Consider the following 16,768-nt stretch of genomic DNA (forward strand, 5'->3'; position numbering starts at 1 on the left):
GAAAAATAAGCATCATTATAAAAGAGGTATTATGCTAAAACTGATTTTTCGGCGTATCTTAGAGGCCATTCCGACCTTATTCGTATTGATCACGGTCTCCTTTTTTATGATGCGTTTGGCGCCAGGCAGTCCGTTTACGGGTGAGCGTAGCTTGCCACCTGCGGTACTGGCTAATATCGAGGCCAAATACAATCTCAACGATCCTATGTGGCTACAGTATGTTAATTATCTAAAGCAGCTAGCGGTAGGCGACTTTGGACCGTCTTTTAAGTATAAAGATTATACGGTTAACGAGTTGTTGTCGCAGTCGTTTCCCGTCTCTATGGAGTTGGGTCTATACGCTTTTATATTGGCATTGGTCTTAGGACTTATCTTCGGTGTTATCGCAGCCCTTAAGCAAAACTCATGGATAGACTACGTACTGATGGCCTTTGCTATGACAGGCGTTGTGATTCCAAGCTTCGTTAAAGCGCCATTATTAGTGCTGATTTTTGCCATTATTTTGCAATGGCTACCAGCTGGTGGCTGGAATGACGGGGCACTTAAAAACCTTGTATTACCAGTCGCCGCTTTAGCGCTCGCTTATGTTGCGAGTATTGCTCGTATCATGCGCGGCTCGATGATCGAGGTGATGAATAGCCAGTATATCCGAACGGCTAAGGCGAAAGGTTTGCCGATGCGCCAAATAGTGATGAGGCATGCGCTGAGACCCGCACTACTACCCGTTATCTCTTATTTGGGCCCAGCTTTTGTCGGTATTATTACAGGCTCTATTGTGATTGAGACTATCTTTGGTTTACCTGGTATCGGACAGTTATTCATCAACGGTGCACTCAATCGTGATTATGGGGTAGTGCTTAGTTTGACCATTTTAGTCGGGGTATTGACCATTGCCTTTAATGCTATCGTCGATATTTTATACGCGGTAATTGATCCAAAGATTCAGTATTAAGGCGACCATTTAAGCGCATTATCATCCCAATACGGTTTGATGGGTATCATTCATTATTATTATGCTAAATAGATTATTAAAAGGACGACTATGAGCCTTACCGCAGACCAGACAACTGACCTAGCAGAAATAGGGGCTCAGGAAATCAAAGGCCGCAGCCTTTTGCAAGATGCTAAGCGCCGTTTTTATCGCAACAAGGCCGCCGTAGCCAGTCTTTTTATCTTGCTACTCGTGGCTGCTTTCGTCATCTTTGTACCGATGTTAGCACCTTTTGGCTATGCCGAAACCGACTGGAACTTTATGCAGTCCGCGCCAGCCATCGATAATAAGCACTACTTCGGTACTGATTCACTCGGTCGTGATTTGTTAGTGCGAACCGCAGTAGGTGGTCGTATCTCCTTGATGGTAGGCGTCGCCGGCGCTACGGTTGCAGTGATTTTCGGTACGATATACGGTGCAACGTCAGGCTATCTTGGTGGCAAAGTCGATACCGTTATGATGCGTGTATTAGAGATTTTAAGCGCCTTCCCCTTTATGTTTTTTGTGATTTTATTAGTCACTATCTTTGGTCGTAACCTTATCTTAATCTTTGTGGCGATTGGACTGGTATCGTGGCTGGATGTTGCGCGTATCGTTCGCGGTCAAACGCTAAGCTTGAAGAGTAAAGAGTTTATCGAAGCTGCGCACGTAGGCGGCGTATCAGGTTTCAATATTATCTTACGCCACATCGTGCCCAATGTACTCGGGGTGGTGGTGGTTTATGCCTCTTTATTAGTGCCAACGATGATTTTGTTTGAGTCATTTTTAAGCTTTTTGGGACTTGGTGTTCAAGAGCCGATGACCAGTTGGGGAGCGCTGTTGCAAGAAGGCTCAAAAACCATGCAGGTAGCACCTTGGCAGATTTTGATTCCCTCAGCTTTTTTGGTCATTACTTTATTTTGCTTTAACTTTATTGGCGACGGTCTGCGTGATGCGTTTGACCCTAAAGACCGCTAAGAGGGTGACATCATGAAAAACCAAAGTATGAAGGATAAAAGCATGAAGGGTAAAAGTATGGAAGATAAAAACATAGCAACTCAAAAGATTCATAACGCCGCCAACGCGTCTAGTGCTCCTGAGAAAATAGAGTCTACTACCTTTAATATAGGTACTGATTCAGCGCTCGATAAGCCACCTAACGCAGAAAACACCTTGTTAGCAGTCAAAGATTTATCGGTACAGTTCACGACCGAAGAGGGTCTAGTAACGGCGGTTAATGGCTTAAATTTTAACCTGCATGAAGGCGAAACCTTAGGTATCGTTGGTGAGTCCGGTTCAGGTAAGTCGCAGACAGCGTTTGCTATTATGGGGTTATTGGCAAATAACGGTTATGCCAAAGGTTCGGTACGCTTTGAGGGTAATGAGCTACTAGGATTGTCACAAAAAGCACTAAATAAAATTCGCGCCGAGCAGATCGCGATGATCTTCCAAGATCCGATGACCTCATTAAATCCTTATATGAAGATAGGCGACCAGCTCGCTGAAGTATTGATTTTACATAAAGGCATGAGTAAAAAAGACGCTTGGGCCGAATCTATACGAATGCTAGACGCGGTTAAGATTCCAGAAGCCAAGAACCGTATTGGCATGTATCCGCATGAGTTCTCAGGTGGTATGCGTCAGCGGGTCATGATAGCGATGGCATTATTATGTCGCCCTAAGTTGTTGATTGCTGATGAGCCAACCACCGCGCTCGACGTTACTGTTCAGGCGCAGATTATGGTTCTATTAAACGAGCTAAAACGCGACTTTGGCACCACCATTATTATGATTACCCATGATTTGGGGGTTGTGGCGGGTATCTGTGATCGAGTACTGGTGATGTATGCTGGGCGTACCATGGCGTATGGAGAGACTGAAGAGATTTTTTATGCCCCAAGTCATCCATATACTATCGGGCTACTAAAAGCGATTCCTCGTTTAGATAACGATATGGGCAAGCTTGAGACCATTCCAGGTAGTCCACCAAATTTATTAGATTTGCCAGCAGGTTGTCCTTTTTATGAGCGCTGTTCTCATGCGATGGAGATCTGCCGTGATACACCGCCACCGCTGGAATTTCTACCGAACGAGCGTCAACGCGCTTGCCACTGGCACCCTGAAACACCCGTTGATCACTCACTAGATAGCTCAGCAGATATCGATGCCAATAATCAATCAGGGATGGAGGGCTAGCTCATGATGATACAGAATTTAGATAGCGCCAAAAGCAATAATCCAGCACCGTTATTGCAAGTAAAGGACATTCATACCACCTTTAATATCAAACAAAAAGGTACTTACTTTTGGCAGAAGCCTGTCACTCTAAAAGCAGTTAATGGGGTATCGTTTGAGCTATTCGCTGGTGAGACTTTAGGGGTGGTGGGCGAATCAGGCTGCGGTAAATCAACACTCGCCCGTACTATCATCGGATTGATACAAGCTGACACTGGCAGTATCAAGTTTTGTGATGAAGAGATGGTGGGTGCGTCCAAAAAGACCATGAGATTAAAGCGAAAAGACATTCAAATGATCTTCCAAGATCCGCTAGCATCACTTAACCCGCGCATGACTGTAGGGGATATTATCGCCGAGCCTCTTCGTACTTATTATCCTGAAATGAAGAAGCCTAAGGTGCAAAACGAGGTACGCGCCATCATGAAAAAGGTGGGGCTACTGTCCAATCAAATTAACCGATATCCGCATGAGTTTTCAGGAGGTCAGTGCCAGCGAATAGGCATTGCTCGAGCACTGATATTAAAGCCCAAAATTATTATCTGTGATGAGCCAGTCTCCGCCCTTGATGTCTCGATTCAGGCGCAGGTCATTAATTTATTGCAAGATGTGCAAGAAGAGATGGGATTAGCGCTTATCTTCATTGCCCATGATCTTTCTGTGATTAAGCACATTGCTGATCGAGTCTTGGTCATGTATTTAGGCAACGCCGCCGAACTGGGTTTGAACAAAGCCGTATACGGCAATCCGACTCATCCCTATACCAAAGCACTGATGTCTGCTGTACCGCTACCTGATCCTATTGCTGAGCGTAACAAGGTCATTCAGTTATTAGAGGGTGATTTACCCAGTCCAATCAATCCGCCGTCAGGTTGCGTTTTTCGCACCCGTTGTCCACTAGCTGATGAAGAATGCGCACAGATTAAACCCGTGTTAGAAGGCACCATAAATCACCGAGTGGCTTGTTTAAAGAACAAGGTCGAGGTGGCTTAAAAGTGGTTTTTGGTTTATGAGTATTGACTGTATTAAAAGCAGGCGGACTTATTCAAATGCTCTTAATACAATCTAATACTTTTACTCATTGGTTTGAAACGTCAGGAGTTAGCATCAATCAATCTCACCGATATCAATAGTCATTTGATTAAGTAATATTGTTAGCTGACCACGATGGTGAGCTTGGAGATTGGCTTATTACGGGAGTAATTAGGAAGGTCATTAAAGCCTCATATCCAGATCCAGTCACTTATCATAAGATGACTCAACGTCCCTAATATCCAATCAAAAAACACCCTTTTATCTTCGCATAAAATACCTTCAGCAAGGCTGTGTATACGGCCACAGATTTCTTAATTCATAGCGGCATGATGATTTACCATCAGCTCACAGCAATGCTTCATCATGGCATTCTCATACTTTAACTTCTAGCTGGTTCAATAAAACTCAATACGACTGAGCAAATGCTCTTGGATGAGATAGGCGCAAATATAAGCGCTCGGCCACGCGACTATAAAGGCATATTTCCATGAGTGAAACAGCGTGATAAAGAACCCATCGACGAATCCCACATTGATCAGCAGCAATGCAGTTGAGATAATCGTGGACATCAGCAGTGCCATTAAAAAGGTAAAAATAAGTCGATAGTACTTGCGCCGTGTGCGTATTCTGATGGTAGGGAATTTTGCCATAGTGTGGAGGTGTCCTACATGGTGATGGTGGCGTTTGATGAACGATGAACGATGTTGCACAGCGTCATGAGTCGTCATTACCAACCATGATATCGTATGTTGATAAGTGGATAAAATCGTTATTATCAATGGCGACATTCGTTATATTTTAATGACTGTTGTCTCATGTATAAAAATAAAATTCCCAAAAAATAACAAACTAAAGATGATTGATTTTGCTACGATAAAAGCGATTACAACCTACAAATAAGGCAATAAAATGACCGTACACAAGCAGCGAACATTGGGCATCATCGGTGGTATGAGTTGGGAGAGTAGCGAAAGCTATTATCGGCTGATAAATGAGGGTGTCAAGGATAAGCTGGGTGGATTACATTCAGCAGATTTATTCATACATAGCGTAGACTTTGCGTTGATTAATAAGCACCAAGAGCAAGATGAATGGGCAGCGCTGGGTGTAATCATGGCTAGCAGTGCTCAGCGTTTGCAAGCCGCTGGCGTACAAGGGCTCATGATTGCCTCTAATACGATGCATAAATTACTCGATGATGTGCAAGCCGCGACGCATTTACCCGTTATACATATCGCTGATGCCACTATTGCCGCCATCAAAAAACAGAATCTGTCTAAAATTGCCTTGCTGGGCACTCAGTTTACGATGACGGAAGATTTTTATAGGCAGCGTTTGGTAGATGCAGGGCTTCAAGTGTTGATACCAGAGAGTGATGCACGAGCAGAGGTACATCGAATTATCAAAAAAGAGCTGTGCGTCGGTCAATTTAAAGACCGCTCGCGCCAGTATTATCAGCATGTGATTAAAGATTTAGCAGATCAAGGCGCAGAGGGCGTCATCTTAGGCTGTACAGAAATTGGACTGCTTATTAAGCAAGCAGATAGCCCAATTCCAGTATTTGATACCACTTTGATTCATGCAGCGGCAGCGGTGGATTTTTTATTAGAGTAGCGCAGACTGATAAAAATATTTAAGCCTATAACGTTTTGACCAAGCGCTCTAACAGCTCAATCGTGCGCTCTTGTCTGACCAAAGCGACGCCTTGTCCTGCCCATAAAGACTGATACTCTGGGTCAAGATTATTGGTCGCATGACCACGCAAAAATTTGGTCATCGCATTTAATTGTGGATAGGGCGGTAGCTCATGCGCACTTTCAAATTGAGCAAAATCACGCAAATAATCATTTAATAAACCACGAGCCTGCTTACCTGAAAATAGTCTCGTTAAGCGTGTCTCAGTACTGCGCTTATCTTCACTGGCATCGAGTAGTGCTTGCTTATAAATGTCATTAATACCGCATTTATCTGTGGTCAAAAAAGCCGTTCCGATTTGCGCCAGCTCAGCGCCAGCCGTTTGTACCGCTTTGATATCTTGCCCAGTCATGATGCCACCTGCTGCAATTAATGGAATATCGGTACACGCGCGCGTTTGACTAATCAGTGTCAATAATCCCAATGGATCGGTTTCACTTTGCGCGAGCCAGCCACCACGATGTCCACCCGCTTCGACCCCTTGCACACATACCGCATCAGCACCAATATCGCTCCATGCTTTTGCTTCTAATGGATGATTTGCCGTCCCGATGACGCGCGTGCCTAGACCTTGCAGATGCTGAACTTGCTCGGCGCTAATAATACCAAAGGTAAAGCTAGCGACAGGAACAGGATTGTCATAGAGCACTTGTAGTTGATCTGCAAAGCTTAGCGCTGGGCGTTCAGGTAGCGCAAACTCGATATTGTTTTCTTCATAGTAATGACTTAGCCAAGCAGGAATTTTGGTATCAAAGGTTCTCGACTCATGCTCAGACAACACCATCAGATTAATCATAAAAGGGCGATCGGTGAGAGATTTAATGGTGTCAATATGGCTATGCAAAACCTCTGGCGGCGTCATGCCTGATCCCAATGAACCCAATCCACCAAAGTTACTCACCGTCGCTGCCAGCTCAGGGGTGGTTGCGCCTGCCATTGGTGCTTGCACGATAGGGTGGGTCAGATTAAGGGTATTCAGTAAGGTCATGACGGGCTTCCTTTTTGTTCTATTAGATTTTTTATCTCACTTACTTTAACAGAGGTAGGCGGTGCGTGTGTTGGATAGTGTTTATTTAGTTGCTGAATATGGGGATGGGTTTTGACTACGATTTTGTAGTTAAAATATTTGACTATGTTTTTGTAGCTAAGTTATGAAAAAGCTACTCTGCCAAAGACATGATTTTACAGCCTATTTAAGCGTTTAAATTTGCATATCTATGTTAATATGTTATGGTTTTTTTGAAACCCTCATAATTTTTTAGAGTAATATTGATGTCAAATGAAAGAAAGACTGAAAATATCGTTAGACAACTTTTGCGTGAACAAGGTTATTATGATAACGAAAATATCATTGTTGAAGAACAAAAGTCTGATAGTTTAAAAGTTGATAAATTACTTCAAACGGCATCAAAATCTGGTCAAGGTAAAGGATACCCAGAGTTTATTATTAGATTCGTTAATGATCCGTCAAAGATTATCGTCGTCGAATGCAAAGCATCCATTAAGAATCATCAAAGTAAAAATAAGAAACAGTATTCTAAATACGCTGTAGATGGAGCTTTACTATACGCTGAATATCTTAAAAACGACTTTGATGTCATCGCTATAGCGGTAAGTGGAGAGACTGAGAGAGAAGTTAAAATATCTAATTTTCTTTGGTTGAAGCAGAAGGAGACTTTTAAAGACGTAACAGATAAAAACTTCCTTGATCCGAAGTCCTTATTTAAAGTCGTGGAAAAGCAGTCTCAGCCTTTAAAAGAAGAAGAGTTAGTTAAAAAGGCAATTGAATACAATGAAATGCTTCATAGCTACTCAATACCTGAAATCGATAGATGTACTGTCATAAGTGCAATTTTAGTTGCGCTGCAAGATAAAGGGTTTCAAAATAGTTTTACAAGCTACGATTTTGAAGATGATGAAAATATTGATGACTTAGAAAATAAGCCATCAACGTATAATCCTAATATTGATTTAATTGAAGCACTTCTGAATGCTTGTGAAGTTGTTCTTAAGAAAAATCATATATCAAAGGATAAGCAAGAAATTATTCTAAGAGAATACGGCAAGATTAAGTCGAACCATACGTTTAGAAGCTTCCTAATTCAAAAAGGTAGGAAAGAAGAAAGAAATACTGTACTAAGAGACTTAATAAGTGATGTTATGGAAAGTATCATGCCTTACATCACTAACAATATCTATGATGTCTTAGGCAAGTTTTATACCCAGTTTATTAGGTATGCAGGTAGCGATAGTAAAACTGGCTTAGTGCTTACACCTGCACATATCACTGATTTATTCTGTGATCTAGCAGAAGTTAATTCGAACGATATAATTTTTGACCCATGTTGCGGTACAGGTGGCTTTTTAGTTTCTGCCATGAATCAAATGGTCAAATTATCTGGCAATGATTTAGTTAAACATAAAAATATCAAATCAAATCAGCTAATAGGTATCGAAAAGCGTCCAGATATGTTTTCACACGCTTGTTCTAATATGATGATGCGTGGAGATGGGAAAAGTCATATTCATTTTGGAGACTGCTTTAGCAGCAGTTTAAAAGTGTCAGTAGCTAAAGAAAACCCCACGAAGGTGTTTTTGAATCCACCTTATGATGTCGGCGTAGTAGGGCAGTTGGAGTTTATAGAAAATGCTATGGAAGTGATGGTAGCAAATGGTATTTGTGTTGCAATATGCCAAATGTCCACTTGTACAGACACAAAAAAAGGTCCTAGTGATGTTAGGCGTCGATTACTTGAGAGGCATACATTAGAAGCTGTATTAAGTATGCCTGACGATTTATTTTATCCCGTTGGAGTTATCACATCGATTTTAGTTTTTAAGGCATTTACACCCCATCCTAAAGGTAAAAAAAGCTTTTTCGGTTATTTTAAAGATGATGGATTTCTTAAGGTAAAACATCAGGGTAGAATAGACCAAAAAGATAAGTGGGATGAGATTAGACAAGAATGGTTGAGTGTCTATCAAAATAAAGAAAGTATTGCTGGTCTTAGTGTCACACAAGAAGTTACGGCAGATGATGAATGGTGCGCAGAAGCCTATATGGAAACGGACTATTCGGCATTGTCTGAAGAAGATTTTATTAATACGATAAAAGACTATGTCGCTTTTCAATTCTTACAGGGTAAATAATAGTGAAGTTAGTAGAACTAAAAGAGGTATTTAAAACAGAATATGGCAATAGTTTGGCTCTGTCAGACATGGATGAAGGGAGTATTCCTTTCATTGCAAGAGGCAGTAAAAATAATGGAGTGAGTTCGTATGTGGCTAAACTTTCAGATATTAACTCGTTTAAAGGACATGCTATAACCGTAGCGTTATCGGGTTCTGTTTTGGAAAGCTTTTATCAAGAAACACCTTTTTATACTGGTTATCATATTAAGGTTCTAGTGCCATTAAAAGAGCTGACCAAAACTGAAATGTTAATATACTGTTCTTTTATAACTGCAAACAAATACAGATATAACTATGGCAGACAAGCAAACAAAACTTTAGAAATTATAAAAATACCTCACCCTGATGAAATCAAGAGACTTACCAATAGCTTTGTTATACCTGATCAACCTAATAGAGCTTCAACTTTAAACAAGAAGCTTTCTTTAAGAGATAGAAGTTGGAAATGGTTTTGTTGTAAAGATTTGTTCGAGGTTTTTTCTCGTGGAAAATGTAATAATGCTCCTAAATTATTAGAAAATGGAAATGAGATTGATTATATTGGAGCTAAAAAGTCAGATAACGGTGTTGTACGTCATGTCATGCGAAACTCTAATTTAACCTTTAAGGGTAACGCCAGTTTTTATTACAAACGGTCAAGGCTCGGTAGGTTATAGTTTATATCAAGGCTGTGATTTTATACCTTCTTCAGATTTAGTAGTTGCTTATAGTGAGCATTTAAATCATTTCACTGGTTTGTTCTTGGTTGCTGTGTTAGACCAAGAAAGATACCGTTACTCTTTTGGTAGAAAGTACGGTAAATCAAGAATATTATCCTCTGAAATAAAATTACCAGTTAATTCAAAAGGAGATCCTGACTGGCAATTTATGGAAGACTACATAAAGTCCTTACCTTACTCATCAAATCTATAAAACTAGATATTTAGATTTCGTGTCACTTTGAAGACTATCTACGACTTAGCTTTTTATAGATATGATGTGTGAGCTAGTTTAATATAGACAAAAAAATAGGTCAGCTTTCAACCCATCAAAAAGACAGCCAAGAAAACCAACCCATTTATTTCAACTTGATGCTTAGATTAAACGATTAATTCAACTGCAACGACCCTTTTGCATTCATCAGCAGCTCAACCACATCATCACCGCTAATCACTTCAAAGCGCTTATCAATTGCGGATTCTTCGACACCATTATGTTTCATGCAAGCGCCGCAGACCAATACTTGACCGCCGTTCTCCATAAAGGCTTCTAACAATTCGCCCGCAGGTTCAAATGGCGCGCCAATATTGACACTGTCTAAAGCGTTGGGCAATGCCAAATGTACCGCGTCCACCATCAATATCACTGAGGCAGAATGACCTTTTTTAAGTGCCACGCCAGCCATAGTAAATGCTAAGGTGATTTTGCTTGGATTTGATTCACTATTATCAAATAACGTACCGACATAATCCGTCGTGTTAGCCATATTATTCTCCTTATAAGACTGTTTTAATTAAATAGTATTTAGTTGAGCTGAGTATGATGCTCATTACTATCCTAGCATTTAATATATGTATTTATATAATGTATTGTTAGGAAATAGTAGTTATAAGGTTAACTGATTGTGAATAGGTGTTTGTGACTTATGAGTAAAGTGAAAAAATAAATGCTAACTTCGCGGCGGCCACGGGCGATCAGCATCACTGACGATCCATTCTGCCACATAGCCACTCGGTGGCAACTGCCAATCTGCTTGTCCCAATGAGGCTAGTACACGTGCTGTTTCTATCACCTTACCTTTTTCAGTCACGCCCGTCCGCAGTAGAGCAGAGGAGCAAGGTTTGCCCTTTACCCACATCGACTGCTCGATGTATATCCAACGCTCATCAAAGCCGACGATATGCGTTTTCATGGTGACCTTATCAAAAGCGCGAATACGTTTGCGATATTGGATGGTACTGCCAGCGACGACCAAACCCCAACGCTGCTTGAGCAGTTGACGTCCAAGTCCGCTACGCACCGCGAAGTCAGTACGACCCATATCAAAAAGGGTAAGTACGCGACCATTATTCATCTCTAAGAAATTATCAATATCTGTCAGACGACAGCGAAAGCTAATCTCACTCGTATCTTTAAACGTTAAGGTATTGCCTTTTTTGACTTGTAGCGCGGCGTGGGCGATGGTGCTGGCATAACGGATAAATGGATACATAGTGCAATCTCAAAAGAGTAAAAGGTAAGGTGAGTATTCTTATTTTAGGGCTTATTAGATGCTACACCGATATGATTAAAATAAGCACTGACAGTTTCAGGTATCCAGTTGATATCAAATCTTGATTTTTTATAAAGATGCGGCGATTTGTCTTTATCAGAGCGATAACGAATAAAGCCCACATGCCCGCCATGCTCAGTGTCTAAGATAGTGACACTGTTAGACACATCGTTTGGCGTGGCGGTAAAACCAAGGAAGGGGTCGTCTTTGGCACTAATTAACAGTAAAGGTTTCGTTACTTTTATTAAATAAGGCAGGGCTGATGAGGCTTGATAGTAGTGATTGTTAGAGCGATAGCCATGACGCGGCGCGGTAAAGATATCGTCAAAGTCACTGATGCGATTGACCGCTTTGATCGAGTCAATCTCTTCTTTGCTGATGTCATTGGCTAAGGCTTTTTTGATAATCGGGTTGAGCAAATAAGGGGTGTAGATACGATGACTCAAAAAGCTGTGCATACTAAGCGCCGCCGATGACATATCGACGGGAGCGGAGATGACCACAGCGCCTTGGCAGATCGCTTTATCACCATATTCTCCCATGTATTTCGCTAACGCGTTACCGCCTAGTGACACCCCAACCGCATAAATATTGGCGTACTGCTGACTTAGGTTTTGCAGCGCATGATGCACCTCATCGGTATCACCCGCATTATAAAAAACTCGACCATTAGCAGGAATGCCGCCACAACTGCGGAAGTGCGCCACCACAAAGTGCCAGCCCTGAGCGTGCATTTGATGCGCCAAAGCACGTGCATAATGGCTGTCGCTACTGCCTTCCATACCGTGGAATAGCACGATTAATGGCGTTTGTTCACGCTCGCTGTTTTCTACGGTTGCGATAGGATGCGCATCATAAAAGTCATAAGCAATATCACTTTCATCCAACGAGTCTTTTTCGACCACACGGCGATAAGTAGGCGTTTTGGGCGCAAAAAACTTAGGCAAGATGCTTTGCAGATGCGGATTGGCCAGCCAAAAGGGTGGTTTAAAAGGCGCTGGAGAGAAGGGTTGGCTCGGTTTTGAAGTTGGCGAATTTGAGGTAGGCATATAGGGGTCTTATTTTATGTTTATTAGAAATCGTTGTTAATAATCAGTGCCTTATCATACCCATGACAGTTATCAAAACCAATAAGATTTAGTGAATGCTCAGTGAACGCATGATTACTCATTCACTTTTTCCGACGCATTTAATACCCGTCCATCCATCGCAAGGCGTTCTTTTAAATGGTCGATATCTGCCTCAGCAATCGTCACGGTCAATGTCACTTGTTTACTATAAGCAACATCATAGATACTGCCATTTAAACTGTCGACCACATAGCGGCATTGTGCTTCGGTCGCAAACTCTGCCAATATCTGCACTTGCGCCATCGGCACATAAGGCAGCAATATCATCTGGTCGACGACTGCTTGCGCTGCGCCTGCATAAGCACGGGTTAGACCGCCTGCGCCCAGTTTAATACCACCAAAATAACGCACCACGATAATAATGACGTTACCGATCGCTTTATGCTGCAACACATTTAATATCGGGCGACCTGCTGTACCATTTGGCTCGCCATCATCATCGAAGCCTGCGCTAGTGGTATTATTGGGGTCGCCAATGATATACGCCCAGCAGTGGTGACGCGCATCGGCATATTGCTCACGTAGTTGTTCCACGTGAAACATTGCCTGTTCACGCGAAGTGACTGGATAAGCGTAAGCAATAAACTCGGATTTTTTAATTTCTAAGCGCGCAGTGACAGCACGTTTTAGCGTTTGATAGCTCATATTTCATCAGGTCTAGGTTGGATATGGTAAACTTGTCTAACTTTCACTGTCGTCCATATTGGGTGCAGTGTTCATTTAATTTTTTATTATAGTACCACTTCTGACCCATGAAGATAGCGGACAAGCTCAGTGTGAGTGCTGGTGTCGTTAGCTGCTACGGTAAAGTAGGTATCATCAAACGAATGGTAGGCAATATATGCGTCTAGATAAATTTTTGAGTAAAGCCACTGAGCTATCGCGTAAAGAATCCAAAAAAATTCTGCACGCTGGTGAAGTGACGGTAAACGATCAGGTCATCAAAGACCCAGGTGTCCACGTCGATGTGGTCAATGATGATGTGATTTGGGCAGGCGAGCCATTATCGGTCGCTGCGGGCAGTCGTTATATTCTATTACATAAGCCTGAAGGCTTTGAATGTACGCTGAAAGTAAAAGAGCATCCAATTGTCACTGAGCTGATAGCGGTGCCAGAGCTTGGCAGCTTGCGCATTGCAGGGCGTCTCGATGTTGATACGACCGGCGCATTATTGATGAGTGATGATGGTAAATGGTTGCACCGTGTCACTAGCCCTAAGCATGAACATGCCAAAATTTATGAGCTGACTTTAGCAGATGCGATGGATGAAGCAGCGCAAGCCAATGCCGTCAAAGAAGTCGCTGAAGGCATCCTTTTAGAAGGCGACCACGAAGAAACAAAACCTGCTGTTCTCGAATTCATTGACGAGACTCATGCACGTTTGACATTAGAGCAAGGTAAATACCATCAAGTAAAACGTATGATGGGTTATTTTGGTAATAGAGTGACTGAGCTACACCGCGCCAGTGTCGGTCATATTACTTTAGACGGTTTGGAGAAAGGCGATAGTCGCTTTTTAACACCCGAAGAAGTCGCTAAGTTCTAAGTTTTTCATCTTGAAATGAACTCGCAAGCACTTCTTTACCATCAGCAGCCACTTCACGTGTGCTGCTTTTTTTGACCGTAGTGTTTGACCATGGTTTTTAACTGTAGTTCTTATCAATCACTTTTACCCTGTTATGTCTCGTGTGCACACTGTGTTGCCTATCTCTTAAAGCTCAGTAGCAGTTTTGCAAAATTGAGCCGTTAAACCTTTGCAAAAGTATTCCTTGTGCTAAAGTCTGCCTATCTTTTTTTAATCTATTTTTTTACATAATATCATGGTCTTTATTAAAGGTGGCTATTGTTAAAAACCAATATTGTTAGAAGCGAGCATTGTTAGAAACGGCTATTCTTAAGATTGAGTGTTGTTAAAATTAAAGGTTATTAAAAATCGTTGTTACTGAAACGCGCTGTTATTAAAAGCTGTTTTTGTTAAAACCAGATAGGACTGTCTTTGTGAAATCATCTCTATTAAAATCTGCCAGTTTAATTGGCGCCATGTTATTGGCAACCACCGCTTGTGCCCAGTCTAGTGATACTGCCGCTACTAGCCAAAAAGCGAGCCAGAGTACTCAAAATACAAAAGCTGCTGGCACTGTTAGCAAGTCTGTTGACAGTCGCTTGCGCCAATTGCTCACTCAGGCAGGGATCAAAACACAAATCAGCTCTATTGTGCCGTCCAACTTGCCCAATATGTATCAAGTCAATTTGGCGGGGCAGTTGCCTTTGCATATCACTGAAGATGGCAAATATGTCATTCAAGGCGAGTTACAAAAGAATCCAAGCAAGCGTGTAGTTACCAAGACGCCAGCGCGTAGCACCAGTGCTCAGGCAGGCAAACCTGTCAGTGCGAGTGTCAAAGCTGATATATTGGCAAATATGGATGCGCTGAAAAACATGAGTGCCAAAACGCCATTCTTTTATACCGCAGTGCCAGGCGTGATTTGGGGTGCGACATTAGAAGGCGTGCCTTTTTTACTATCGGATGATGCACAATATATTACTGATGGTGAGATTTCGGTCATCGAAAATGGTCAATTCATCGGACTCGATGAACAGTTTGAAAAGCGTAAAAATCAGTCTGTTTTTGCAACTTTAGATGACAGCCAGCTGATTAATTATCCAGCGACCAGTCCTGAGAGAGCGGTTATTTATGTGGCCAATGATGTCAACTGTCCTTATTGCCGCCGCTTGCATCAGCAGCTACCGATGCTTAATGCCAAAGGTGTGACGGTCAAAACCATTGGTTATCCGATATACGAGCAGTCCCCTGAGCAAATGCGTGGCATTTGGTGCCAAAGTGATGAGGACAGCCGCCTTAAAGCTTTTGATAAAGCAATGTTGCAGGGTGAAATGACACCTGCACCAGCAAGTTGTACAGCCGATCATGTGACGCCCAATCGTGAAAAAGCAGCAGGGCTTGCGGTGATGGCAACGCCTGCTATCTACCGTGAAGATGGCGTGTTGTTTCAAGCGAGCTTTGAGAGTCCTGAGTTTTTAGAATTTTTGGGTGTGCAGTAGCTCATATAGATGTTTAATAAAGTTATGAATAAAAAATGTATTAAGAGATGATATTCCTTAATATTGATAAAAAAACCGCCACATAAGTAATCTATGTGGCGGTTTTTTATTGCTTCTAACCGTTAGAGGTAGCAAGTCTATTGTGGCAACACGATATCAACGATTTTCCAATCAATTAAGCCGTTACGCTGCATCTCGATGGTGAGCGGATAACCTTTTACCTGACCGCTAATAGTAAAGCAATTAATACCGCAATAGCTTAATTTTGGCTTGTCACTGTCCGACCCTTGCGCTACCTGTTGCTCCAGTTCAGCGGCTTGTTTTTCCATGATTTGCTGCATTTGGCTTTTGACCACTGCATCCACATCACCGCGCTGGATGATAAGATTTTGAATCAAATTTTTGAGATCGACCTGATTACTGGCGATTGCCCATGCAGCGGCCAGCTCTTTGGTCGCGGTATTGGCCTGACCTTGGGTATTGATGGCTTTTTCGATGTTTTGTGGGGTGATAGCACCATCCACCGCCTGCGTGATAAAGCTATTGGCGGCTTGGGTCAATGGCTCGCCGCCCAACTCAGCGACCAATGGATAATTAGCCATAGTCGCCGTAAACTGACTGGTGAGTTGGTTTTGGATACTAGGTCGCACTTGCTCATAGTCGATCGCTGCGGCGATGGTCGCGCCGTCTTTGGCATCGTAGGCATTTTTAAGCTGATAAGCGCTGTAATAGGGCGAGCCTGCATAGACAGCGACGGCAATGACGATTAATAAAATAATCAGCTTCTTCATAAAAATCAAACCCTTATCGCAAAACAAAAACGTAATGATAGGCAGATTTAATACTGGTAAGTATAAATCTAAAACCCCAAAAATATAACGATAAATATTAGCATGGCTGAGCCTTTTTAAGGTATGAAAACCTTTGTTCATTCCTTAATAAAACCTTTTTGTATGGCCAAGCGCACTATAGTGGATACTTTCCCTGCCTAAGCGCTTGATAAATCACCATAGCATCTCCATAAATAGCGCAAACTTTTAATAATTGATTTGGCTAAGCAGCATCCCGCCGTATTCGCTTGTAAGATTCATAGCAGTATCACCTCTTTTCTCTCACTATTTATGATGTTTCATGTGAAACCTTTGAGTGCCATAGTGAGTCGTATTAAGGTGGTGGTTGACTAGAACTACTGAATCG

16 protein-coding genes are annotated in these 16,768 nt (G+C 42.1%); 9 read left to right on the top strand and 7 right to left on the bottom strand.

Annotated features, from left to right (window positions below):
* Window positions 1–31: 31 nt before the first annotated feature.
* From oppB to oppF, 4 genes are all read left to right on the top strand, one after another.
* Window positions 32–952 (top strand): oligopeptide ABC transporter permease OppB, encoded by a 921-nt coding sequence (gene oppB / locus JMW85_RS00735; protein WP_045442924.1) that lies wholly within the window; start codon window positions 32–34, stop codon window positions 950–952.
* Between the two features lie 90 nt (window positions 953–1,042).
* A complete protein-coding gene (oppC, locus tag JMW85_RS00740; RefSeq protein ID WP_060490135.1) occupies window positions 1,043–1,948 on the top strand; it encodes an oligopeptide ABC transporter permease OppC in 906 nt (301 codons plus the stop codon).
* Window positions 1,949–1,960: 12 nt separating this feature from the next.
* Window positions 1,961–3,166, top strand: coding sequence for an oligopeptide ABC transporter ATP-binding protein OppD (gene oppD / locus JMW85_RS00745; RefSeq protein WP_227681629.1), 1,206 nt, complete (start codon window positions 1,961–1,963; stop codon window positions 3,164–3,166).
* Between the two features lie 3 nt (window positions 3,167–3,169).
* Complete coding sequence (gene oppF / locus JMW85_RS00750; RefSeq protein ID WP_201580639.1) at window positions 3,170–4,198, top strand: murein tripeptide/oligopeptide ABC transporter ATP binding protein OppF; 1,029 nt, start codon at window positions 3,170–3,172, stop codon at window positions 4,196–4,198.
* Between the two features lie 437 nt (window positions 4,199–4,635).
* On the opposite strand, the gene JMW85_RS00755 is transcribed toward oppF, so the two are convergent.
* The gene (locus JMW85_RS00755) at window positions 4,636–4,890 is read right to left on the bottom strand and encodes a DUF2798 domain-containing protein (protein ID WP_045442930.1); all 255 of its coding nucleotides are present in this window, start codon (window positions 4,888–4,890) and stop codon (window positions 4,636–4,638) included.
* 259 nt (window positions 4,891–5,149) lie between these two features.
* On the opposite strand from JMW85_RS00755, the gene JMW85_RS00760 reads away from it, so the two are divergent.
* A complete protein-coding gene (locus JMW85_RS00760) occupies window positions 5,150–5,854 on the top strand; it encodes an aspartate/glutamate racemase family protein (RefSeq protein ID WP_201580640.1) in 705 nt (234 codons plus the stop codon).
* Window positions 5,855–5,879: 25 nt separating this feature from the next.
* Here JMW85_RS00760 and JMW85_RS00765 read toward each other — a convergent pair whose 3' ends face one another.
* Complete coding sequence (locus JMW85_RS00765) at window positions 5,880–6,923, bottom strand: NAD(P)H-dependent flavin oxidoreductase (RefSeq protein WP_201580641.1); 1,044 nt, start codon at window positions 6,921–6,923, stop codon at window positions 5,880–5,882.
* 284 nt (window positions 6,924–7,207) lie between these two features.
* On the opposite strand from JMW85_RS00765, the gene JMW85_RS00770 reads away from it, so the two are divergent.
* Both JMW85_RS00770 and JMW85_RS00775 read left to right on the top strand, forming a co-directional pair.
* Complete coding sequence (locus tag JMW85_RS00770; protein ID WP_201580642.1) at window positions 7,208–9,085, top strand: HsdM family class I SAM-dependent methyltransferase; 1,878 nt, start codon at window positions 7,208–7,210, stop codon at window positions 9,083–9,085.
* Window positions 9,086–9,087: 2 nt separating this feature from the next.
* On the top strand, window positions 9,088–9,783 hold the full coding sequence (locus tag JMW85_RS00775; RefSeq protein WP_201580643.1) for a restriction endonuclease subunit S: 696 nt from the start codon (window positions 9,088–9,090) through the stop codon (window positions 9,781–9,783).
* Between the two features lie 431 nt (window positions 9,784–10,214).
* On the opposite strand, the gene JMW85_RS00780 is transcribed toward JMW85_RS00775, so the two are convergent.
* The 4 genes from JMW85_RS00780 to JMW85_RS00795 all read right to left on the bottom strand — a co-directional run bounded on the left by JMW85_RS00780 (window position 10,215) and on the right by JMW85_RS00795 (window position 13,153).
* A complete protein-coding gene (locus tag JMW85_RS00780; RefSeq protein ID WP_201580644.1) occupies window positions 10,215–10,592 on the bottom strand; it encodes a DsrE family protein in 378 nt (125 codons plus the stop codon).
* 183 nt (window positions 10,593–10,775) lie between these two features.
* Window positions 10,776–11,318: an acyl-CoA thioesterase gene (locus JMW85_RS00785; RefSeq protein ID WP_201580645.1), complete on the bottom strand. Its 543-nt coding sequence runs from the start codon at window positions 11,316–11,318 to the stop codon at window positions 10,776–10,778.
* Between the two features lie 44 nt (window positions 11,319–11,362).
* Window positions 11,363–12,427, bottom strand: a complete 1,065-nt coding sequence (locus JMW85_RS00790) for a YheT family hydrolase (RefSeq protein WP_201580646.1) — start codon at window positions 12,425–12,427, stop codon at window positions 11,363–11,365.
* A 114-nt stretch (window positions 12,428–12,541) separates the two neighbouring features.
* Window positions 12,542–13,153, bottom strand: a complete 612-nt coding sequence (locus tag JMW85_RS00795; protein ID WP_201580647.1) for a YigZ family protein — start codon at window positions 13,151–13,153, stop codon at window positions 12,542–12,544.
* Window positions 13,154–13,349: 196 nt separating this feature from the next.
* On the opposite strand from JMW85_RS00795, the gene JMW85_RS00800 reads away from it, so the two are divergent.
* Both JMW85_RS00800 and JMW85_RS00805 read left to right on the top strand, forming a co-directional pair.
* Window positions 13,350–14,054, top strand: coding sequence for a pseudouridine synthase (locus tag JMW85_RS00800; RefSeq protein WP_201580648.1), 705 nt, complete (start codon window positions 13,350–13,352; stop codon window positions 14,052–14,054).
* Between the two features lie 452 nt (window positions 14,055–14,506).
* Entirely contained in the window at window positions 14,507–15,571 is a 1,065-nt protein-coding gene (locus JMW85_RS00805; protein WP_201580649.1) for a disulfide isomerase DsbC N-terminal domain-containing protein, read from the top strand.
* Window positions 15,572–15,708: 137 nt separating this feature from the next.
* Here the strand turns inward: JMW85_RS00805 and JMW85_RS00810 are convergent, their stop codons facing one another.
* Complete coding sequence (locus JMW85_RS00810; protein WP_227681630.1) at window positions 15,709–16,503, bottom strand: DUF2939 domain-containing protein; 795 nt, start codon at window positions 16,501–16,503, stop codon at window positions 15,709–15,711.
* Window positions 16,504–16,768 lie beyond the last annotated feature (265 nt).

The organism is Psychrobacter glacincola (genome assembly GCF_904846075.1).
GTDB lineage: Bacteria > Pseudomonadota > Gammaproteobacteria > Pseudomonadales > Moraxellaceae > Psychrobacter > Psychrobacter glacincola_C.

What these genes read in the sequence shown, in the direction of transcription:
- oppB (WP_045442924.1), top strand. Translation starts at nt 32, where the DNA reads ATGCTAAAACTGATTTTTCGGCGTATCTTAGAGGCCATTCCGACCTTA.
- oppC (WP_060490135.1), top strand. Translation starts at nt 1,043, where the DNA reads ATGAGCCTTACCGCAGACCAGACAACTGACCTAGCAGAAATAGGGGCT.
- oppD (WP_227681629.1), top strand. Translation starts at nt 1,961, where the DNA reads ATGAAAAACCAAAGTATGAAGGATAAAAGCATGAAGGGTAAAAGTATG.
- oppF (WP_201580639.1), top strand. Translation starts at nt 3,170, where the DNA reads ATGATGATACAGAATTTAGATAGCGCCAAAAGCAATAATCCAGCACCG.
- JMW85_RS00755 (WP_045442930.1), bottom strand. Translation starts at nt 4,890, where the DNA reads ATGGCAAAATTCCCTACCATCAGAATACGCACACGGCGCAAGTACTAT.
- JMW85_RS00760 (WP_201580640.1), top strand. Translation starts at nt 5,150, where the DNA reads ATGACCGTACACAAGCAGCGAACATTGGGCATCATCGGTGGTATGAGT.
- JMW85_RS00765 (WP_201580641.1), bottom strand. Translation starts at nt 6,923, where the DNA reads ATGACCTTACTGAATACCCTTAATCTGACCCACCCTATCGTGCAAGCA.
- JMW85_RS00770 (WP_201580642.1), top strand. Translation starts at nt 7,208, where the DNA reads ATGTCAAATGAAAGAAAGACTGAAAATATCGTTAGACAACTTTTGCGT.
- JMW85_RS00780 (WP_201580644.1), bottom strand. Translation starts at nt 10,592, where the DNA reads ATGGCTAACACGACGGATTATGTCGGTACGTTATTTGATAATAGTGAA.
- JMW85_RS00785 (WP_201580645.1), bottom strand. Translation starts at nt 11,318, where the DNA reads ATGTATCCATTTATCCGTTATGCCAGCACCATCGCCCACGCCGCGCTA.
- JMW85_RS00790 (WP_201580646.1), bottom strand. Translation starts at nt 12,427, where the DNA reads ATGCCTACCTCAAATTCGCCAACTTCAAAACCGAGCCAACCCTTCTCT.
- JMW85_RS00795 (WP_201580647.1), bottom strand. Translation starts at nt 13,153, where the DNA reads ATGAGCTATCAAACGCTAAAACGTGCTGTCACTGCGCGCTTAGAAATT.
- JMW85_RS00800 (WP_201580648.1), top strand. Translation starts at nt 13,350, where the DNA reads ATGCGTCTAGATAAATTTTTGAGTAAAGCCACTGAGCTATCGCGTAAA.
- JMW85_RS00810 (WP_227681630.1), bottom strand. Translation starts at nt 16,503, where the DNA reads ATGAACAAAGGTTTTCATACCTTAAAAAGGCTCAGCCATGCTAATATT.